Raw genomic sequence first — 20,958 nt, 5'->3', positions numbered from 1 at the left:
TCTACACCTCCTTCCGCGGTTGATCAGGCGCAGGCCGCGCGGATGCGGCCTCCAGGAACGGCAGGCGTGCCGGCTGGTCTCCCAGCACCGCCCCGAGGGCGAACAGCACGCCGGCCGTACCGGTCGCGAAATCCATGGACAGGCGCAGCAGCCCGTCGCCGGGGAAGGCCAGCCCGCCGCCGTACGGCATGGCGTGCCAGGTCAACCCCCTGATCAGTGTGCGGGCCGCCGGGTCGCCGGCGAGCGCCGCGATGATGCCCGCGCGCCCGGTGAACAGCCCCGGCTGGACGAAGAACCCGGCGCGCGCGACCAGCTTGAGCCGGTCCAGCTCGGCGGCCAGTTCCTCGTCGTCCCGGTGCGCGAGGTAGCGTCCGAGCACCATGGCGATGCCCACGGAGCCCTCGTCCAGGTAGGGCAGTATGCGCCAGCCCTGGTCGACCTGGAGCGAGCCGTCCTCCGAGGCCCGGCAGCGCCGCAGGTCCTGGCGGAGCGCGATCTCGGCCAGGTCGAGCAGCGCGCGGTCGCCGGTGTGCTCGTAGGCGTGCAGGAAGAGCAGGGCGGAGCCGGACGAGCCGTACATGAGGCCGGCTCTGGGGTTGCTGCCGCCGCTGGTCTCGGGCACGTCCTCGGGGCCGCCGAGGCGGTCGGCGCACAGGTCCACCGCGCGCATGGCGTGCTCGGTCAGGGCGGGCTCGGTCCGGCCGAGCCGCAGGAGGTTCAGCCCGATGCCGGGCAGGCCGGAGAACAGGGCCGTCTCCAGGCGGTCCCACTGCTCCCGCAGGGCGATCTCGACGACGTCGAGCGCGTCCTGGCGGTGTCCGAGCCGGTCGAGGACGTGGGCGATGCCGTGCAGGCCGTCGTACAGGCCGATCCCGGAGCCGGCGGCGGGGCGCAGGGCGCGTTCGCGCAGCCAGGTCTCGTACTCGGGGAAGGGGCCGAGGCCGGTGACCGACAGGGCGAGCAGGACGCCGGCCGCGCCGGTCGCGATGTTGAGGCCGCCGCCGGGCTTGAACTGGGCGACGTCGCCGGGGAAGAGGCGGTCGTCGCGGTCGGGGGTCGCGGCGGCCCGGATGGCCCGGCACATCGCGCCCCGCAGCTCGGCCCAGGTGGCCGTCCCCGGCATCGGCACGGGGGTCTCCACGGCCTGGTCACCCGCGATGGTCGCGGCGGCGGTGTCCATGAAGGCACCGGGGACGGGGAAGGTCTCCTTGACGATCCGCGAGAGCTGGACGATCTTCGGCCGGTGTATCGGCAGCATGATCGTGCACTGCGGGGCGAACAGGGCGAACCGCAGGCAGGCCAGCGCGTACCGGTCGACCTCGACGCCGGTCCGGTCGCGGGGCGCGGCGAAGGCGGGGTGGGCCAGCGCGGCCCTGGCCCGGTCCGCGGCGAGGGTGGCGACCTCGTAGTCGATGAGCACGACCCGGCCGTCCTGGGTGAGCAGGACGTTGTCGGGGTGCAGGTCGCCGAAGACGACGCCGCGTCCGTGCAGCGAGGCGACGGCCTCCTCGACGCTCTCCAGGGTCGTGATGGCCCAGGCGGTGTAGTCGGCGAGATCCTGCTCGGTGCAGGTGGCGCGGGTCAGCGGGAAGCGGCGCACCAGCCGCCGCTGGAGCGGGGTGCCGTCCACGAACTCCTGGACGAGGAAGTGGTGGCCGCCGATGGCGAAGTAGTCGCGCAGCCCGGGGGCGGCGGGCAGACCGGACAGGCGGCGCAGCATGTCGCGCTCGTGTTCGAGCCTGGCGACCGCGTCCCGGCCGGCCACGTCCAGGCCGGCGTGCGGCCTGGCCTCCTTGAGCACCACCCGTTCGTCCGTACGGGTGTCGCGGGCCAGGTAGACGCCGCCGCCGTTGGAGAAGTGCAGCACGCTCTCGATCCGGTACGGCAGCCCTTCCATGGTCACCGCGTTGCGCGCGGCCAGATGGGGTTCGAGGAAGCCGGGCAGCGTCGTCCAGGGCGGCACCGAGAACGTCGCGCCGCGCACGTCGGGGATCAGGGTGCCGTCGCCGTCCTCGACCGCGAGCACCCGCTCCCCGGACGGGGACAGGCAGTGCCGCTCGGCGAACCCGCCGTACCGGACGAACATCGGCCCCTGGCCGTAGCGCAGGTCGCTCAGGATGTACGGCCCCTCGACGCCGCGCAGCAGCTCGTCGAGCTCCTTGAGCACGAGTTCGAGCTGACCCTCGTCCCGGGGGTAGATGGTGATCAGCTTGCCGCTCGACGCCCGGGAGGCGGCCTTGGAGTTGACCATGACGAGCACGGCCGGGCCGCGCAGGAACTTGAAGGCGACCCCGCGGGGCACGCAGTAGTCCCACACGGTCTGGACGGCCTTCTCGGCGTCCTCGACACGGGCCGACACATGGATCTTCCAGCCCTGGGTCGGCAGGGGCGCCTCCCGGGTCGGCATGTAGTAGGCCCAGGTGTCGCTGAGCTCGTGGGCCCAGCCTTCGGGGACGGGCCGGCGCAGCTGGGGGAAGTCGGCGTCCGCCGCCGTGCTGTGGTCGGGAGTGTCGTAGAAACACTGGTCCACAAGGCAGTAGAGCTCGTACTTGTCCATTTGGCGCGGCCCTCCGAGGCGGTGTGGTCAGAGCCTGCCGCACCCGCGCCGGGTCGCACTAGTAACACGCAACATAAGCCATATATGGCTATGGAATGCGCTTTGATGTGTTTTTAACAAAAGGTAATTATCTGCGCGGGGCATAAACACTGAACGAGAACTGCCCGCCGCGCGACGTGGACGCCTCCAGCCAGCCACCCAGCGCCGAGACGCGTTCGGCCAGGTTGAGCAGGCCCTGACCGGCGTCACCCGGCCGGCGCGGGGGCCGTACGCCGTCGTTCCTGATCGACAGGCGGACCACATTGTCGCGTTCCATGAGCTGGATCCAGCACTGCCCGGCCTCGGCGTGCCGCAGCACGTTCGTCACCCCCTCACGCAGCGCGTGCGTGAGAGCTTCCTCCACGTCAGGGTGCAGATCACGGCAGACCACCCTGATCTGGCAGCGCACCCGCGCCGACTCCAGCAGCGCCCGCGCCGAGCCCAGCTCGGCCGCCAGCGAGGAGCCGCGCAGGCCCCCGTGCGCGACGGCCCGGACGTCGGCCGAGAGCTCACGCAGCAGTTCGAGCGTCTCGGCCAGCTCCTGCCGGGCCTTCTCGTCCCCCTCGGCCACCAGCCGCTGGATGAGCTGCGCCTTCAGCGTCAGCACGGTCAGCCGGTGCCCGACCAGGTCGTGCAGGTCGCGGGTGAAGCGGCGGCGCTCCAGCGTCACGGCCTGGCGCATGACGTCGGTACGGGCCCCCGCCAGCCGGCGCACCCCCGCCAGCAGGCTCAGCAGCGCGAACTCCACGACGCCGACCAGCGGGCAGACCAGCGCCCACACCGGCTCGACCTGCCAGGACTGCGGCGCGGCCAGCAGCACCGGCCCGCACGACAGCGCCAGCGCCACCAGCACGACCGACCTGATCCTGGACGCGACCACGAGCAAGGCCCCGGCCAGCAGCCCGCACACCGGCGTCCAGGCCGGCCCGAACACCGCCAGCGGCACGTACGTGAGCCACGCCTGGACGGCCACCAGCCACCACGAACCGGCCCGGCCCGAGGGCGCCTCCAGGACGTACCTGCCGTGCAGCGTGAGCAGGACGGCCAGCGCGACCGACCCCTCGACCACCAGCCCGGACGTGGCCAGCCCGGCCTGCACCGGGATCGCCAGCCCGACGCCCCCGGCCACCAGGCCGAGCCCCCCGGCCCACCAGGGCGACGCCAGAACGGGCATCTTGGAACGTAATCGAGGCGCCCGACCACGGTGTGTCGCGTCCACCTCACCCCCGGTACGCGGTTGATGTGTCGGGACAGTACGCGTGGCGAGTGCGCTCACCGCTGCCTCGTTCCTCTTAATCGACCTGATCGCGCCACCCCGTGTAAAGCCCGAGGCCGCTTCCGGACACGCTGACTTCCCACCCCACAACAGGTTAAGCAGTTCATATCAGCCATAGGGTGTCGGTATGGAATACATGCGACTTGGCACGACTGGCATGAAAGTTTCTCGCATTTGTTTGGGGATGATGAGCTACGGCGACCCGGCGCGGCAGGAATGGGCGCTGCCCGAGGAGCGGGCCGAGCCGATCGTCCGCAGGGCCGCCGACGCGGGCGTGACGTTCTTCGACACCGCCGACATCTACAGCCGGGGCCAGAGCGAAGTCGTCACCGGCGGCGTGCTGCGCCGGATCTTCCCCCGGCGCGAGGACTACGTGCTGGCCACCAAGGTCTACTTCCCGATGGGCAGGGGCGCCAACGACCGCGGCCTGTCGCGCAAGCACATCCTCTCCGCCATCGACGCCTCCCTCGCCCGGCTCGGCACCGACTACGTGGACCTGTACCAGATCCACCGGTGGGACGACGAGACCCCCATCGAGGAGACCATGGAGGCGCTGCACGAGGTGGTCAGGTCGGGCCGGGCCCGCTACATCGGCGCGTCCACGATGTGGGCCTGGCAGTTCGCCAAGGCCCAGCACGTCGCCGAGGCCAACGGCTGGACACGGTTCGTCTCGATGCAGAATCACCTCAACCTGCTCTACCGAGAGGAGGAGCGCGAGATGCTGCCCCTCTGCGCCGACCAGGGCGTGGGCGTGATCCCGTGGAGCCCGCTCGCGCGCGGCGTGCTGGCCAGGGCGGGCTCGGCGGCCTCCGCGACCGCCAGGACCGGCTCCGACGAGCGCATCGACTTCCTGTACGACCCCGACAACGACCGGCGCATCCTCGACCGGGTCGCCCAGCTCGCCGCCGAGCGGGAGCTGCCGCCCGCCCAGATCGCCCTGGCCTGGCTGCTCAACCGGCCTGGGGTCACCGCGCCGATCGTCGGGGCCACCAAGGACCGGCACGTGGACGACGCCGTGGCCGCCGTCGGCGTGACGCTGACGGACAAGGAGCTGGAGTTCCTGGCCGAGCCGTACCGGCCGCGGGAGGTCAAGTTCTGATCACCGGGATTGTCGGTCGGAGATCCTAAGGTAGGGGCATGCGGGCTAATGAGGAGGCGGCGGCGGCGCTGCAGGAATACGCGGAGCTGTTCGCGCTGAGCGGCGGCGACGCCTTCCGGGTGCGGAGCTACCAGAAGGCGGCCAAGGCGATCGCCGGGTTCCCCGAGGACATCTCGGAGGTCGACGTGCGCGGCGTCCCCGGCGTCGGGGAGGCCATCGCCAAGAAGATGGAGGAGTTCCTCCAGCGCGGCAGCTTCCGGCAGCTCGACGACCTGCGGGGCCGGGTGCCCGAGGGCGTGCGGCGGCTGACCGGGGTGCCCACGCTCGGCCCCAAGACGGCCATCATGCTGTTCGAGGACTACGGCATCGACTCCACGGTGGCGCTGGGCGAGGCGATCACCTCCGGCCGGCTCGACGGCGTCAAGGGCCTGGGTCCCAAGACCCTGGCCAACCTGCTCAAGGGCATCGAGCAGCTTGAGCAGTCGGGCCGGCGGGTGCACATCGGCGTCGCCATGGCCCTGGCCGAGCAGGTCATCGGCTCGCTCAAGGCCGAGCGCATCGCGTACGCGGGGTCGCTGCGGCGGATGAAGGACACGATCGGCGACATCGACATCCTGGCGGTGGCGCCCGAGTCGATCATGGCCGACTTCCGCGCGCAGCCCTACGTCGCCGACGTGATCGCCTCGGGCGAGAAGAAGACCTCGATCCGCACGACCTCGGGCGTCCAGGTCGACCTGCGCCTGATCCCCGCCGGGTCGTGGGGCGCGGCGATGCAGTACTTCACCGGCTCCAAGGAGCACAACGTGGCCATCAGGGAGATGGCGGTGAAGAAGGGCTGGAAGCTGTCCGAGTACGGGCTGTTCGAGGGCGAGCGGGTGATCGCCTCCGAGTCCGAGGAGGACATCTACGAGGCGCTCGGCATGCAGTTCGTGCCGCCGCCGATGCGCGAGGACGGCGGCGAGGTCAAGGCGGCGCTGCGCGGCGAGCTGCCGGTGCTGGTGGAGCTGGCCGACCTCAAGGGCGACCTGCACACCCACACCGACCTCACCGACGGCATCGCCTCGCTGGAGGACATGGTGGCCGCCGGCGCCGCGCGCGGCTACTCCTACTACGCGGTCACCGACCACGCGCCCGACCTCGCCATGCAGCGCATGACGCTGGACAAGGCGCTGGAGCAGCGCGGGCGGGTGGCCGAGCTGCAGAAGAAGTATCCGCGCATGCGCATCCTGCACGGTTCGGAGCTCAACATCGCGCCCGACGGCTCGGTCGACTGGCCCGGCGACGTCCTGCGCGGGTTCGACGTGTGCGTGGCCTCGGTCCACTCGCACTTCGGCATGTCGCGGGAGGAGATGACCCGCCGGTTCATCGCCGCGTGCGAGAACCCGTACGTCGACATCATCGGCCACCCGACCACCCGGAAGATCGGCAAGCGGCCGGCGGTCGACGCCGACTGGGACGCCGTCTTCCGGGCGGCCGCCCGTACGGGCACCGCGATGGAGATCGACTCCTATCCCGACCGCTCCGACCTGCCGGCCGACCTGGTGCGGCTGGCCAAGCACCATGGGGTGAAGTTCTCCATCGACAGCGACTCGCACGCGATCCCCCACCTGGCCCACCAGCGGTTCGGGGTCGGGATCGCGCAGCGGGCGTGGCTGACCGGCGACGACGTCATCAACACCTGGCCCCTCGACCGCCTCCTCGCCTTCCTCGGGCGGTAGCGGCGTCCCGTCCCGCGCCTTGGGGCCGGGCCGGGTGCCTTGAAGTCGCGGTGTCTTGAAGTCGCGGCGTCTTGGGGCGGGTCGGGTGCGGCCCGCACCCAGCGCGGGCCGCACCCGAGCCTCGACGGGGGCATCCGCCACAGACTCTCGCACCCCTTCCGCCGGAACAGGCCTCCACCCACCTTCCTGCTCCCAAATCCAGACTTAACACCCCAAATCACCACATTTGCCGCACCCGTGGAGCAGGTTCCCCCGAGCCGCCGGCTGCGGGAGAACGGCGGCCGCGCCGGGCTGCTCGGCCTGGTGGCCAGGCTGAACGCCGGAGAACCCTTCTCCGCCCTCGTCCGGACGCGCTGACGAACCACCCCGAAAGGCACGGTTGCCGCACCCGCGCCGTTGGGTAGGTCTCGTTACGGCTGGAACGCTCCCAGAACCGGGGCAGGATTCGGCAAGCACGCGCACGCTTCGACAGCGCGAGGAGATTAAATGGTTTCCAGGTAGGAAATACGTCTTGCGAGAGGTGGCTCCCATGAAGCAAGTCGCGGCGACGATCGTCAAACCGCTGCCCGACCACCTGTTCCGGGTCCACGACGGGAACGCGGAGATGCGGTGGGAGGCGATGTCCGGGGTCGGCTACCACACGCCGAACGACCGCTTCTTCGTCAGGAACCACACCTCCACGCCGCTGATCGACGCCGCCGGCTGGCAGCTCCACCTGCACGGCGCCGGGCTACGCGGGCCGCGCGCCTTCACCTACGACGAGCTGCTGTCGATGCCCTCGCGCACCTACGACGTCGCCATCGAGTGCGCCGGCAACGGCCGCGCGTTCTACGGCACCCAGCAGGGCGACCCCGCGCCCGGCACCCAGTGGGGGCTGGGTGCCGTCGGCGTGGCGAGGTGGCGTGGCGTGCCGCTGCGCCACCTGCTCGCCGAGGCCGGGCTGCGCCCCGAGGCCGTGGACGTGCTGCCCACCGGCCTCGACGCGCCCTTCGAGGACCACGGCCACGTCCGCCGCCCGCTGCCCGTGGCCAAGGCCGTGCGCGACGTGCTCGTGGCGTACGAGATGAACGGCCGGCCACTGCCGCCCGACCACGGGTTCCCGGTGCGGCTGGTGGTGCCGGGGTGGGTGGGGATCGCCTCCATCAAGTGGCTGGGGGACATCGAGGTCTCCACCGGCAAGCTGTTCACGCCGTGGAACACGGTCTTCTACCGGGACGTCGCGGCGCAGCCCGTGAAGAGCGCCTTCGAGCTGCCCTGGGACGCCCGGCTGCCGATCCGCGGCCCGCACGCCTGGCGCGGCCGTCCGGGGCCGCACGTGCTGCGCGGCCGGTCGTGGTCGGGGCGGGGCCGGATCGTCGAGGTCGAGGTCAGCTTCGACGGCGGCCACACCTGGCACCCGGCCGAGCATCATGGCCCGCACCTGGTCGGGGCGTGGTTGCCGTGGCACGTCCAGTGGGCGCCGAAGCACACCGGGCCCGCCGTGCTGATGGCCAGGGCCACCGACGAGACCGGCGCCACCCAGCCCCTGCGCACGCCCAAGCACCCCTTCGGCTACTCCTTCGACGCGGTCGTGCGGCATCCGGTGCAGGTGGTCAACGGATAGATAAGTATCACGAACGCGGCTGAGCTGGCCGTTCACGAAAACGTGGTCCGGAGCTGTGCATTTCATCTGAAAGACTCTCGCGGAAACGTTACGGAAATGACACCGTGCGAGGCTTTCGCACACGACGTAGAAGGGAGAGCAGATGCGCCAGCTGACCCCGTTGGACGCCCAGTTCCTCCATGTCGAGTCCGAGACCACCGCGGCGCACGTCGCCGGGCTGGCGGTCCTCGACCCGGCCGGCGGCGCGGTGGACCGGGAGGCGCTGGCCGAGCTGCTGCTGGACCGCGTCCACCTCTCCCCCGCGCTCAGCCTGCGCCTGGTCGAGGTGCCGTTCGGGCTCGACCGTCCCTATTGGTGCGCCGATCCGGCCTTCGACCTGCGCAACCACCTGTTCGAGACGACGCTGCCCGCGCCCGGCGACGACGCCGCGCTGGCCGGAGCGGTGGCCGCGATCCACGAGCGCAGGCTCGACCGGTCGCGTCCGCTGTGGGAGATGCACCTGATCAAGGGGCTGGCGGGCGGCCGGGTCGCGATCTACACGAAGGTGCACCACGCGGCCATCGACGGCGTGTCGGGCGCGGAGACCCTGGCGACCCTGCTGGACCTGACCCCGGAGGGGGCGCGGGAGCGCGGGCCGCGTCCCGCGCCGCCGCGGCAGGACGCGCCGGGCCTGGTGGAGATGCTGGCCGGCGCCGCCGTGCGGTCGGTCACCCATCCGGTGCGGGCCGCCCGCTCGGCGGTCAGGGCCGCGGGCGACCTCGACGCGATCCCGCTGGCCGGCGCGTTGCCCGGCGCGAAGGCGATCGCCAGGGCCGCCCGGCTGGTGACCGGCGACCAGAAGCAGCGGCCCGAGCTGCCGGGGCTGACCGCGCCGCGCACGCCGTTCAACGGGCCGATCAGCGCGCGGCGGGAGCTGTCGTTCGGGTCGGTGCCGCTGAAGGAGGTCAAGAAGGTCGCCAAGGCCAACGGCATCAGCGTCAACGACGTGGTGATGGCGTTGTGCGCCTCGGCGCTGCGGTCGTGGCTGGACGAGCGGGGCGCGCTGCCGCGGGAGCCGCTGGTGGTGGCCGTGCCGGTGGCGGTGCGTACGGGCGGGGCCAAGGACGTGGTCGGGAACCAGATCTCGGCCATGGTGGCGCCGATGCCGACGAACGTCCCCGATGCCGGGGAACGACTGCGGACGGTCGGCGAGACCATGAGCAGGGCCAAGCGGCGCTTCGCGCTCGCGCCGACGAGCTGGCTCGGCGAGCTGTGCTCGCTGCTGCCCGCGCCGGTCACCAGCCTGGCCACCCCGGCGATCTTCCGGCTGGCCGGGACGGCGTTCCCGCCGATCAACCTGATCATCAGCAACGTGCCGGGCCCGCAGTTCCCGCTCTACATGTGCGGCGGGCGGGTGCTGGCCTACTACCCGCTGTCGGTGCTGACCGACCTGTCCGGCGGCGTGAACATCACCTGCTTCTCCTACGACGGCATGCTCGACTTCGGCATCGTGGCCTGCCCCGAGCGGGTGGACGACGTGTGGGGCCTGCTCGGCCACCTGCGCGACGCCCTCGACGAGCTGCTAGCCGAGTGCGTGGGCGATGAGATCGGCGACGGCGTCGGGGTCGATCTGGTGACCGGTTAGCTGGCAGAGGTTCTCCTGGTAGAGCAGCACGGCGGCGAACGTCGCCGCGGCCACCTCCAGCCGCGCCGCGTCGCCCCGCGTGCCGGGCAGCGCCAGCTCCAGCGCGAACCTGGCCCTGCTGATCAGCTCGCCGTTGAGCCGGCCGAGCCGCTCCTTGACCGAGCCGTGCGTGTCGGCCTCGCGGAACAGGATGCGCCGCATCGCCGGTGAGGCCCGCAGCGGCAGCCCGCGCGCCAGCCGGGCGAGCGTGCCGGCCGGGTCGCCGGGCACGGCGTCGACCTCGCGGCCCTCCTCGACCAGGGTGCGCTCGTCGACCAGGGCGACGAGTACGTCGATCTTTCGCGGGAAGTAATGGAAGATCAGCCCTTTGGGCACTCTCGCGAGCCTGGCGATCACCGCGGTCGGAGTGGCCTCGTAGCCGCTGCCCGCGAACAGTTCCTCGGCCGCGTCCAGGATGCGCGTGCGCGCGTCACCGATCGACACAGCTCGCACCATAGCGCCACCTGCGACTTCATCGCCATCCCGCCGGGGGCGAGAGCCTGCTGCCCTTGGTCCGTCATGTAGCATATGAGACGGAAATGTCTCATATCTGACGGAGATGTCTCATGGTGGTGAGCCGGGAGCAGATCATGACCGCGGCGATCCAGCACCTCAACGAACATCCGGCCGCCTCGATGGCCCAGCTCGCCGAGGCGGTGGGGATCAGCAGGGCCACGCTGCACCGGCAGTTCAGCAGCCGCGAGGAGCTGATGACGGCGCTCGGCCACCGCGCGCACGACCGGTGGCACGACCTCCAGGTGCGCGCCGACGTCGGGGCCGCCGCCGCCTCCGGCGACCCGCGCCAGGTCCGGCAGGCCCTGGACGCCCTGCTGGAGGGGTGGATCGACGTGGCCGACGAGTACGGCTTCGGCCTCACCGACTACGCGATGGCCGTGCACCCGGAGCTGCTGCGCCGCGCGGAGGAGCTGGAGGAGCACGAGATCGCGCTCTTCGCCGCCGCCCAGCGGGCCGGCCTGCTGCGCGCGGACCTGCCCGCCCGCTGGATCAGCAACACGGTCTACGGCCTGCTCGTGGCCGTCCGGGAGAGCCTGCGGCGCGGCGACGTCGCCCGCAGGGACGTGCCCAGGCTGCTGCGTGAGACGTTCCTGGCCGGGACGGGCGCCGGGGGGTGGTCGTGATGACGGCCACCGGCGTCCCGGCGCGCAGGCGGTGGGCGGGCCTGGCCGTGTTGTCGGCCAGCGTGCTGCTCGTGGTCATGGACATGACCGTGCTCAACGTCGCCCTGCCCGCGATCACCGAGGACCTGCGGCCGACCTCGGTCGAGCTGCTGTGGATGGTGGACGCGTACTCGCTGGTGCTGTCCGGCCTGCTGGTCACGGCGAGCGCGCTGGGCGACCGGTGGGGGCGCAAGCGCATGCTGCTGACCGGGTTCGCCGTGTTCGGGCTGGCCTCGACGGCGGTGCTGCTGGCCGACTCGGCCGTCGAGGTGATCGCCGTACGGGCGCTGCTCGGCGTGGGCGGTGCGATGATCATGCCGTCCACGTTGTCGATGATCCGGAACCTGTTCACCGATCCGGGCGAGCGGGCCAGGGCGCTCGGCGTCTGGTCGGCGATGGCGGCGATGGGCGCGGCGCTCGGCCCGATCCTGGGCGGGTTCCTGCTGGAGCACTTCGCCTGGCAGTCGGCGTTCCTGGTGAACGTGCCCGTCATGGCGGTGGCCGTGGTCGCCGGGCTGCTCCTGCTGCCGGAGACGCGCAACCCCCGGCCGGGCCGGTGGGACGCGCTGGGGACCGTCCTGTCGATGGCGGGCATGGCCTCGCTGCTGTACGCGGTCAAGACGTTCGGCAAGGACGGCCTGACCTCGCCCGCCGCGCTGGCCGCCACCGCGGTCGCGGCGGGCGCGCTGGGCTGGTTCGTGGTGCGGTGCATGCGCAGACCCGATCCGCTGCTGGAGATCAGGCTGTTCCGCAGCGCGCCGTTCTCGGCGGGCGTGGTGACGGCGCTGACCACGTCGATCGCGATGGCCGCCGTGCTGCTGCTGCTCGCGCAGTGGATGCAGCTCGTCCAGGGGTACGCGCCGCTGGAGACGGGCGTGCGGCTGCTGCCCGCCGCGCTGGCCGCGCTGATCGCCTCGCCGCTCGCGCCGATCCTGGCCGAGCGCGTCGGCGCCCGCGTGGTGCTGACGGGTGGGCTCGTGGTGACGGGGCTGGGGTTCCTGCTGCTGTGCCTGGCGCCGCATCCGCTGGGCTACTGGCCGGTCGCCGTCGCGCTGGCGCTGATCGGCGCGGGCAACGGCGCGCTGGCCATCGCCTCGGCGGTGATCATGGCCGGTTCGCCGCCGGAGAAGTCGGGCAGCGCGGCGGCCATCGAGGAGACCAGCTACGAGGTGGGCGCGGCGCTCGGCGTGGCCGTGCTGGGCAGCGTGGCCGCCGTGGTCTACCGGAACGAGCTGGACTACGCGGGCCCTGCCGTGGGCGCGGCGCGCGAGTCGCTGGGCGGCGCGCTCGACGTGGCCGGCGAGCTCGGGGCGCAGGGGGCGCGGCTGGTGGAGACGGCCAGGGCGGCCTTCACCGACTCGCTGGCGCTGACCTCGGGGGCGGGGGCGGCGCTGATGCTGATCGGCGCGCTGGTGGTCTGGCTGCTCACCCCGCGCGCCCTCGACCTGGCCTCCGTGGAGCACTGACCGCAGGTCTCCGACCAGGCACGGACGTGACCGGGGCGCCGTCCGTGCCTCTTCGCGGGGGGCACGGATAATGGCCGCATGAGATCAATAGGCACGACGGACCTGTCCGTTTTCCCGATATCGCTCGGCACCAACGTCTTCGGCTGGACCGCGGACAAGGAGACCTCGTTCGCGGTACTCGACGCCTATGTCGAGGGCGGGGGCAACTTCATCGACACGGCCGACGTCTACCCCCACTGGGTGACCGGCGAGTCCACGTCCGAGCTGATCATCGGCGAGTGGATGGCCGACCGCGGCAACCGCGACTCCGTGGTCGTCTCCACCAAGGTCGGCATGCTGACCGGGCTCGAAGGGCTGGCCCCGGCCACGATCCGGACGGCCGTCGAGGACTCGCTGCGCCGCCTGCGCACCGACTACATCGACCTGTACTGGGCGCACGTGGACGACCACGACACGCCGCTGGTGGAGTCGCTGGCCGCCTTCGACGCGCTGGTCAGGGAGGGCAAGGTGCGCCAGATCGGCGCGTCCAACTACGGGCCGGAGCGGCTGGCCGAGGCCCTGCGGATCTCCCGGGACGAGGGGCTGGCCGCGTACGTGGCGCTGCAGCAGCCGTACAACCTGGTCGAGCGGGGGTACGAGGGTGAGCTGCGGGACGTGGTGGCGGCGGCCGGGCTGTCGAGCACGCCGTACTTCGGGCTGGCCCGCGGGTTCCTGACCGGCAAGTACCAGCCGGGCGTCACGGTCGACAGCCCGCGGGCCGGGAAGGCGGCCGAGTACCTGGACAGCGAGCACGGGCGCAGGGCGCTCGAAGGGCTGCTGAAGGTGGCGGCCGAGCGCGGCGCGGAGCCCGCCTCGGTGGCGCTGGCCTGGCTGGCCGCGCAGCCCACGGTCACCGCGCCGATCGCCAGCGCGCGCGACCCGCGCCAGCTGAAGCCGCTGCTGGCGGCGGCGGCGCTGGAGCTGGGCGAGGAGGAGCTGGCCCTCCTCGACGAGGCCTCCCGCCCCTGACGCCACCGGCCAGGGTGGCAGACAGCCCCGGGCCGGCAGGTCAGTGCGCGCGGCCTGCCAGGGAGAGGCAGAGGTCCTTGAGCTGGGCGGCGGCCGGCAGGCATTCGTCCAGCACGTCCAGCGCCGCCCTCAGGTGCCGCGCGGCCAGCCGGTCCGCGACGTCCCGGCCGCCCGCCTCCTCGATCAGGCAGGCGGTCAGGGTCAGGGCCGCGTCGTCGGTCTTGCCGGCGGCGAGCGCGTCGGCCAGACGGCCGGCGGCGGGCTCACCCGAGCCCAGCGCGGCCAGGATCGGGACGGTCTTCTTGCGCAACCGCAGGTCACTGTGCACGGGCTTGCCGGTGACCTGCGGATCCCCCCAGATCCCCAGCACGTCGTCGGCGATCTGGAAAGCCACGCCGAGCTCCACCCCCATGACCCACATGCGCTCGGACAGCTCGGGCCGGCCCCCCAGCGCGACCCCCGCCGCGGCGGCCGCCCCCAGCAGCGCCCCGGTCTTGCCCGCCGCCATCTCGGTGTACTCGGCCACGCTCACCTCGCCGGGCCCGCTCCAGGGACGGCTCTCGAACGCCATGTCGGCCGTCTGGCCCTGAACCAGCTCGACGAGGGCTCGCGACAGGTAGCCCATCGCCTCCGGACGGTCGGCGAGCCGGGCCACGGCCAGGGCCAGCAGCGCGTCCCCGGCCAGCAGGGCGGGCCCCACCCCGTACGCCTTCCACAGGGCGTCCCGGTGCCTGCGCAGCTCGTCCTGGTCGATGATGTCGTCGTGCACGAGCGAGAAGGCGTGCACGAGCTCGATCGCGACGGCTCCCGGCAGCGCCTGTTCGGCGGTGCCGCCGACGGCCTCGGCGCTGAGGATGGCGAGGGCCGGGCGCACGCTCTTGCCGCCGGCCCCCTCATGCGGCCGTCCGGTGGCGTCCGACCAGCCCAGACTGTAGGAGACCATGGCGGCTCCCCAGGGATGCAGACCCGCGACCGCGGCGCGCATGGCGGGCTCCACCAGGCGACGACAGCGGGCGATCATGTCGGCGTCCGACAGCCAGGCGCCGGGGCGGCTGAGGTTCACGTGGTACTCCTGCCAATCTTCGATCTTGAATCTACATGCACGATCATGTGATACTCCAGCCTAGGTTTTACATTCGTCATCAAATGTCCGTTATGTAAGACGGGCGCAAGGGAGACACACTCGTGGCGGACATGGCCACTGCCACCAGGACTATCCCTTTCCTCACCAGGCTCACCAGACACCGGGTTCCGGTCCACGCGCTCGAAGCGGCGGGCGCCGAGGCCGGCGGCCGGGTCGTACGCCTGAACATGGGCCCCTTCCGCCCCTACCTCGTCACCCACCCCGACCACGTCGAGCGGGTGCTCACCGCCAACCAGGCCAACTACCTGCGCGAGGGCATGTTCTGGGATCCGCTGGCGCCGCTGCTCGGCGACGGGATCCTGTCCGACGGTGAGAACTGGGCCGAGAGCCGCCGCATCCTCCAGCCGCTGTTCACCGCCCGGCACGTCAACGCCATGGCCGAGAACATGGCGCGGATCATGGACGAGCTGATCGACACGACCATCGTCCCCGGGCAGCCGTTCGACGTGGCCAAGGGCATGTCGGCCATCGTGCACCCGGTGATCGTGCGACTGTTCTTCGGGGCGAAGATCTCGGTGGAGGACATCAACCGGCTGGTGCCCGCCTACGACGTCGCCGTCACCGCCAAGGCGCTGCGCGTGGTGCTGCCGTTCGTGCCGGAGCAGGTCCCGATGCCGGGCGACCGGGCGTTCAGGCGGGCGATCAAGGCCATCGACGAGGTCGTCTATCCCCGGATCGCCGAGGCCCGCGGGCAGGAGCAGGAAGGCGACGACGTCGTCTCGCGCCTGGTCAGAGCCCGGACGCAGGACGGCGGCGCCGACGGGGACCGCCGGATCCGGGACGACCTCGTCGCCATGCACGGCGCCTCGACCGAGACCTCGACCACCGCGCTGTCCTGGGTCTGGCCGGTGCTCCAGGCCCACCCGGAGATCGCCGCCAAGGTGTACGACGAGGTGGACCGCGTGGTCGGGGACGACCCCGTCGGCATCGACCACCTGCCGCGCATGCCGTACCTGAAGATGTTCGTCAGCGAGCTGATGCGGCTCTACCCATCGGGCTGGATCCTGCCCCGCACAGCGATCGAGACCGACGTGATCGGCGGGGTCACCGTCGAGGCGGGTTCCACGGTGATCCTCAGCCCGTACCTGACGCACCGGCTGGCCGAATTCTGGGACCGCCCCACCACGTTCGACCCCGAACGCTTCGCGCCGGACGGCGCCGCGCCGCGCCACCGCTACGCCTACTGGCCCTTCGCCGCCGGGCCGCACGTGTGCCTGGGACAACACCTGTTCGCGATGGAGGCGCCGCTACTCATCGCCGGCATCCTGCGCAGGTACCGCCCCCACGTGCACCTCGACCGGCCGCCCGTCCCGCGCCTGGCCGCCTCGCTGCGCCCGCCGCGCGGCCTGACCATGACGCTGGAGGCACGGCGGTGAACGCCTTCGACACCGGCCGCGCCTGCGCGCTGGCCGTGTCCGGCGGCCGGGAGCTGGCCCGGCACGCCGCGCGCTTCGGCGACCTGTTCCCGGCCGCCGCGTTCGACGCCGGGCTCTACACCTCGCTCGGGCTCGCGAGCGCGTTCGGCTCGCCCTGGGCGACGGCCGGGGAACTGCGGGCGATCAACCGGGCCTCGCTGCTGGTGTTCGCCGCCGACCGGCTGATCGACCACGAGGCCGGTACGCGCGAGGAGGTCGCCGCGCTGATCGCCGACTGCCTGTCGCAGGCCCCCGCCGCCCCGGCCGGGGCCTTCGCCGCCGACCTGCGGGCGACGCTGGGCACCACGCCGGAGCTCGGGGCCGCCTGGCGCGACCAGCTCGGCCGCATGCTCACGGCCATGGCCCGCGAATGGGAGTGGAGCCGCGCCGACCGGCCGCCCGCCGTCGAGGAGTACCTGGCGAACGCCGGCAGTTGCGGCGCGTACTTCGTGGCCGTCTCGCACTGGATCGCGACCGGCCAGGTGGGCGCGCCCGCCTCCCTGGAGCTCCTGCGCCCGGCCGGAGAGGCGGTGCAGCGGTACCTGCGCCTGCTCAACGACCTGGCCACGCACCACCGGGAGAAGGCGTACGGCGACCTCAACGCCTTCACCCTCGGCATGACCCGCGACGAGGTGACCGGGCGGATGGCCGCGCTGGCCCGCGAGGCGCACGCGCTGATCGACCCCCTGCGCGACGGCCATCCGCGCCCGGCCGCGTACCTGACATGGCAGCTCGACTACAGCGCCGGCTTCTACGGCCTGTCCGACTTCTGGGCGACGACGTGAACCTCTCCGAACAGGCCGGCCTCCTGGTGGGCGAGCTGATGGCGCAGCCGTGGGGCCAGGTGTCGCCGTCGGTCTACGAGACCGGGCGCCTGGTCACGCTCGCCCCCGATCTGGCCGGGCACCGCGAGCGGGTGGCGTACCTGCTGGCCGGGCAGCGCGGCGACGGCGCATGGGGCCCTCCCGACGGCTACGCGCTGGTCCCCACGCTGAGCGCCACGGAGGCCCTGCTCACCGCGGTCGCGCGCGGCGAGGGCGACCCCGGCGCGCTGCTCCCGGCGGTCAAGGCGGGGCTGGAGGCGTTGCGCCCGATGCTGGCCGAGGCGTCGGGCCTGCCGGACACGCCGGCCATCGAGCTGATCGTCCCGGCCCTCGTCCGGCTCGTGAACGAGCACGTGGACGGGCCGCCCCTGCCCCTGCCGCCCGGCATGGACACCACGCGGCTCGGCCGGATCAGACGGCTGCTGGAGTCGGGCGGCGAGCCGCCGCAGAAGGTCCAGCACGTGCTGGAGGTCGTGGGCGCGACGGGCGCGGTGCGGCCCACGCCCATCGGCACCGTCGGCGCCTCGCCGGCCGCCACGGCCGCCTGGCTGTCCGCCCGGCCCGAGGCGGAGGGCGCGGGGCCGGCCAGGCAGCACCTGGAGGCCCTCGCCCTCCGGTACGGCGGCCCGGTGCCCGTGGGCCTGCCGATCACCGTCTTCGAACGGGCCTGGGTGCTGAGCTGGCTGCTCAGGGCGGGCGTGCCGGTGGACGTGCCGCCTGAGATGGCCGCCGACCTGAGGGCCGCCATCGGGCCCGAGGGCACCCCCGCGGGAGCCGGCCTGCCCGCCGACGCGGACACCACCAGCGTCGCGCTCTACGCCCTGGCCCTGCTCGGGGTGCCGTACGAGCCCTCGTCGCTGGCGGCGTTCGACACCGGCGCGCACTTCTGCACCTGGCAGGGCGAGGACGGCTCCTCCGTCAGCGTCAACGCTCACGTGCTCGACGCGCTGGGCCAGTACGCGCGGGCCAGGCCCGCGGCGGCGCAGGCGTACCGGGCGCGGATCGAGCGGGTGGCACGCTGGCTGGCCGAGCGGCAGGGGCCGGACGGGAGCTGGAGCGACAGGTGGCACGCCTCGCCGTACTACGCCACGCTGAGCTGTGTGCTGGCGCTGGGCGAGTTCGGCGGCCCCCGGTACGCCGAGGCCGTGCGCCGGGCCCGGGAGTGGATCCTGTCGACCCAGCGGGCCGACGGATCGTGGGGCCGGTGGGCGGGCCGGCCGGAGGAGACGGCGTACGGGATGCAGGCTCTCCTGCTGTCCGGTCCCGAGCCGGACGAACGATGCGAACGGGCCGCGCGACGCGGTTATGAGTACCTGATTCGGTCGGCCAATTTATCTGACTATCCACCACTGTGGCATGACAAGGAGCTTTACTCGCCGACAGCCATCGTGCGGGCTGCGGTCATCGCCGCTCAGCATGTCACAATATGTCACACCGAAGGAAATTCCAGGTGCGAAAATAGGACATAGCACTCCTTATGGTGCTCTAGCGTGTTGAGGCAGTATTCAGGCGTTGCTAGGGTGACCCGAGTGTCGGATTCCTGGCGTACCCCTTTCTTCGTCTTGACATGGCCTGCTGACCGAGCGGTTTTTTCTTCCGGAGGGCTTCATGCGCTTCCGTAATGCCAGTGTCCGGGCCAAAGTCACGGCGCTAATCGTGTCGCTCACCTTGTTGTGGGCGTTCGCGGCGTGGGTCACGCTGAGAGAGGGCGTCAACCTGCTCTGGGCGGCGACCGTCGACAGCAGGATCGTCGAGCCGAGCGAGCCGCTGCTGGTCGAGCTCCAGCGCGAGCGCCGGCTGACCGTCGCCCACCTCGGCGCGAGCTCGCGGGGCGTCGACAGGGGCATGCGCGACCAGCGGGCCAAGACCGACTCCCTGCGCGCGGAGTTCACCTCCACGGCCGAGGGCAACGTGGTCGATCTCGCCTCCGACGAGCCGCTGCTCGAACGTATCGCCGAGGTCAACGTCGAGCTGGACAAGCTCGTGGTGGCACGGAAGGCGATCGACACCGGCAAGGCGGACCTGTCCCAGGCGACGCGGCAGTACAACAACGCCATCGACGCGATGTACCGCATGTACGACTCCGTGGCCGCCTTCGACGACAAGGAGATCGCCAAGATCGGCCGTACGCTGTCGGACATGTCCCGCTCGCGGGAGTTCCTGGCCCGTGAGGACGCGCTTTTGTCCGGCGTCTTCGCCAAGGGCACGTTCACCGAGAGCGAGCACGCCGAGTTCGTCAAGACGTCGGGAATCTTCCACTACACGCTGAACGAGGCGCTGAACAGGCTGCCCGACGAGGACAGGACCGCGTTCGACGCGTGGCTCAAGAGCGAGTCCGTCGTGCGGTTGCAGGCCATGGAGGCGCAGCTCGTCCAGCACGAGCCGGGCATGGGCCCGCTTCCGATGAGCGGCGAGAGCTGGCGCGTGGCGGCCGACGGGACGCTCGCCGGCATGCAGACCACGACCCTGGCGGGCGGCGACCGCCTGCTCGACCGGATCATCCCCGTCGCCATCGGCGTCATCGTGCGGCTGCTCCTGGCCGGTGGTCTCGGCCTGATCGCCGTCATCGCCTCGATCGTGCTGTCCATCACCACGACCAGGCAGTTGCTCGCCCAGCTCAAGAAGCTGCGCGACGCCGCGCACGAGCTGTCCGACGAGCGCCTGCCCGGCATCGTCGAGCGCATCGGCCACGGCCAGCAGGTGGACGTCGCCAAGGAGGCGCCCGCGCTGGAGTTCGGCGACGACGAGATCGGCCAGGTGGGCCAGGCGTTCAACACCATGCAGCACACGGCCATCACCGTCGCGGCCGAGCAGGCGGAGCTGCGCCGCAGCATCCGCGACATCCTGCTCAGCCTGGCCCGCCGCACCCAGGGCCTGGTGCACCGGCAGCTCACCGTCCTGGACGTGATGGAGCGCCGGGAGACCGACCCGGAGGAGCTGAAGGAACTCTTCCGCCTCGACCACCTGGCCATCCGGATGCGGCGCAACGCCGAGAACCTGATCGTGCTGTCCGGTTCGTCGCCCGCCCGTACGTGGCGGCGGGCCGTCCCCATGGTGGACGTGGTGCGCGGCGCGCTGGCCGAGGTCGAGGACTACACCCGGGTCACGCTCATGCCGATGGGCGAGGTCGTGCTCGTCGGCCGGGCCGTCGGTGACGTCATCCACCTGCTGGCCGAGCTGATCGAGAACGCCGTGTCGTTCTCGCCGCCGTACACGAACGTGCAGGTCAGCGGGCAGCTCGTGGCCAACGGGTACGTCATCGAGATCGAGGACCGGGGGCTCGGCATGAAGCCCGAGGACCTCGACTCCGCCAACGAGCGCATCGCCGACCCGCCCGAGTTCCGCATCTCCGGCACCGCCCGGCTGGGGCTCTACGTGGTCAGCCAGCTCGCCCGGCGGCACGACATCCAGGTCGTGCTGAAGGCCTCCCCGTACGGGGGGACCACGGTCGTGGTGCTGCTGCCGCAGGAGCTCGTCGAGCTCGACCCGGCCCCGCGGCACCCGGAGGGCGACGGCCGGCCGAGCCTGCCGCGCCGTACGAGCACCGGGACCACGCTGGCGACGGTCGCGCGGCCCGCCGAGAACGTCCGCACCCTGACCCCGCCGCGCCCCGCCCACTTCCCCTCCCAGATCCATGCAGTGGCGGATCCCTTCCCAGCACCAGCACCAGCACCAGCACCCTCGCCTTCACCTGAACCAGAACCGCCCGCGGAACCGGAGCAGCAGCCTGTGGCCGAGTTCACGCCGTCCGGCCTGCCCTTCCGAGTCCCCCAGGCCAACCTGGCGCCAGCGCTGCGTGACGACACGCCGACGCAGCCCGACTTCGAGGAGGACGATGACGAGCGCTCGCCCGAGGAGATCCGCGCCATGATGGGATCCCTGCAGTCAGGCACCCGTCTTGGCCGCACCGAGGCGGCCAGGCTGATGGAAGAGCAGCCGGGGGGCGAGGCATGACCGCCGCGGCCCGG

General features: G+C 72.0%; 15 protein-coding genes. 11 read left to right on the top strand and 4 right to left on the bottom strand.

Annotated elements, in window-relative coordinates:
- Position 1: 1 nt before the first annotated feature.
- Together lanKC and ACIHAD_RS08850 are read right to left on the bottom strand one after the other, a co-directional pair.
- Entirely contained in the window at positions 2-2,557 is a 2,556-nt protein-coding gene (gene lanKC / locus ACIHAD_RS08855; protein ID WP_397353756.1) for a class III lanthionine synthetase LanKC, read from the bottom strand.
- Between the two features lie 127 nt (positions 2,558-2,684).
- Positions 2,685-3,770 (bottom strand): sensor histidine kinase, encoded by a 1,086-nt coding sequence (locus ACIHAD_RS08850; protein ID WP_397353755.1) that lies wholly within the window; start codon positions 3,768-3,770, stop codon positions 2,685-2,687.
- Between the two features lie 229 nt (positions 3,771-3,999).
- Between ACIHAD_RS08850 and ACIHAD_RS08845 the strand changes: the two genes are divergently transcribed.
- From ACIHAD_RS08845 to ACIHAD_RS08830, 4 genes are all read left to right on the top strand, one after another.
- Entirely contained in the window at positions 4,000-4,971 is a 972-nt protein-coding gene (locus ACIHAD_RS08845) for an aldo/keto reductase (protein WP_397353754.1), read from the top strand.
- Between the two features lie 38 nt (positions 4,972-5,009).
- Entirely contained in the window at positions 5,010-6,689 is a 1,680-nt protein-coding gene (polX, locus tag ACIHAD_RS08840; protein ID WP_397353753.1) for a DNA polymerase/3'-5' exonuclease PolX, read from the top strand.
- A 529-nt stretch (positions 6,690-7,218) separates the two neighbouring features.
- Positions 7,219-8,292 carry a sulfite oxidase gene (locus tag ACIHAD_RS08835; protein WP_397353752.1) on the top strand — a complete coding sequence of 358 codons (1,074 nt, stop codon included), beginning with the start codon at positions 7,219-7,221 and terminating at the stop codon, positions 8,290-8,292.
- Positions 8,293-8,434: 142 nt separating this feature from the next.
- On the top strand, positions 8,435-9,916 hold the full coding sequence (locus ACIHAD_RS08830) for a wax ester/triacylglycerol synthase family O-acyltransferase (RefSeq protein ID WP_397353751.1): 1,482 nt from the start codon (positions 8,435-8,437) through the stop codon (positions 9,914-9,916).
- On the opposite strand, the gene ACIHAD_RS08825 is transcribed toward ACIHAD_RS08830, so the two are convergent.
- Positions 9,854-10,399 carry a TetR/AcrR family transcriptional regulator gene (locus ACIHAD_RS08825; protein ID WP_397353749.1) on the bottom strand — a complete coding sequence of 182 codons (546 nt, stop codon included), beginning with the start codon at positions 10,397-10,399 and terminating at the stop codon, positions 9,854-9,856. The two genes, ACIHAD_RS08830 and ACIHAD_RS08825, sit on opposite strands and share 63 nt — an antisense overlap.
- Positions 10,400-10,521: 122 nt before the next feature.
- Here ACIHAD_RS08825 and ACIHAD_RS08820 point away from each other — a divergent pair, with 122 nt between their 5' ends.
- The 3 genes from ACIHAD_RS08820 (at position 10,522) to ACIHAD_RS08810 (ending at position 13,607) form a co-directional block, all read left to right on the top strand.
- Positions 10,522-11,094, top strand: a complete 573-nt coding sequence (locus ACIHAD_RS08820) for a TetR/AcrR family transcriptional regulator (protein ID WP_397353748.1) — start codon at positions 10,522-10,524, stop codon at positions 11,092-11,094.
- Positions 11,094-12,599 (top strand): MFS transporter, encoded by a 1,506-nt coding sequence (locus ACIHAD_RS08815; RefSeq protein WP_397353747.1) that lies wholly within the window; start codon positions 11,094-11,096, stop codon positions 12,597-12,599. The genes ACIHAD_RS08820 and ACIHAD_RS08815 overlap by 1 nt, the downstream gene beginning before the upstream one ends.
- Before the next feature lie 78 nt (positions 12,600-12,677).
- Positions 12,678-13,607, top strand: a complete 930-nt coding sequence (locus ACIHAD_RS08810) for an aldo/keto reductase (protein WP_397353746.1) — start codon at positions 12,678-12,680, stop codon at positions 13,605-13,607.
- A gap of 40 nt (positions 13,608-13,647) precedes the next feature.
- Here the strand turns inward: ACIHAD_RS08810 and ACIHAD_RS08805 are convergent, their stop codons facing one another.
- On the bottom strand, positions 13,648-14,670 hold the full coding sequence (locus ACIHAD_RS08805) for a polyprenyl synthetase family protein (RefSeq protein ID WP_397353745.1): 1,023 nt from the start codon (positions 14,668-14,670) through the stop codon (positions 13,648-13,650).
- A 131-nt stretch (positions 14,671-14,801) separates the two neighbouring features.
- Here ACIHAD_RS08805 and ACIHAD_RS08800 point away from each other — a divergent pair, with 131 nt between their 5' ends.
- From ACIHAD_RS08800 to ACIHAD_RS08785, 4 genes are all read left to right on the top strand, one after another.
- Entirely contained in the window at positions 14,802-16,127 is a 1,326-nt protein-coding gene (locus ACIHAD_RS08800) for a cytochrome P450 (protein WP_397353744.1), read from the top strand.
- Positions 16,124-16,951, top strand: a complete 828-nt coding sequence (locus tag ACIHAD_RS08795; RefSeq protein WP_397353743.1) for a hypothetical protein — start codon at positions 16,124-16,126, stop codon at positions 16,949-16,951. The genes ACIHAD_RS08800 and ACIHAD_RS08795 overlap by 4 nt, the downstream gene beginning before the upstream one ends.
- Complete coding sequence (locus tag ACIHAD_RS08790; protein ID WP_397353742.1) at positions 16,948-18,459, top strand: prenyltransferase/squalene oxidase repeat-containing protein; 1,512 nt, start codon at positions 16,948-16,950, stop codon at positions 18,457-18,459. Before ACIHAD_RS08795 ends, ACIHAD_RS08790 begins: the two co-directional genes overlap by 4 nt.
- 139 nt (positions 18,460-18,598) lie before the next feature.
- On the top strand, positions 18,599-20,944 hold the full coding sequence (locus tag ACIHAD_RS08785) for a nitrate- and nitrite sensing domain-containing protein (protein ID WP_397353741.1): 2,346 nt from the start codon (positions 18,599-18,601) through the stop codon (positions 20,942-20,944).
- Positions 20,945-20,958: the final 14 nt, after the last annotated feature.

Source organism: Nonomuraea sp. NPDC052265 (assembly GCF_044547985.1).
GTDB lineage: Bacteria > Actinomycetota > Actinomycetes > Streptosporangiales > Streptosporangiaceae > Nonomuraea.
This window is presented reverse-complemented; position numbering and strand designations above follow the sequence as displayed.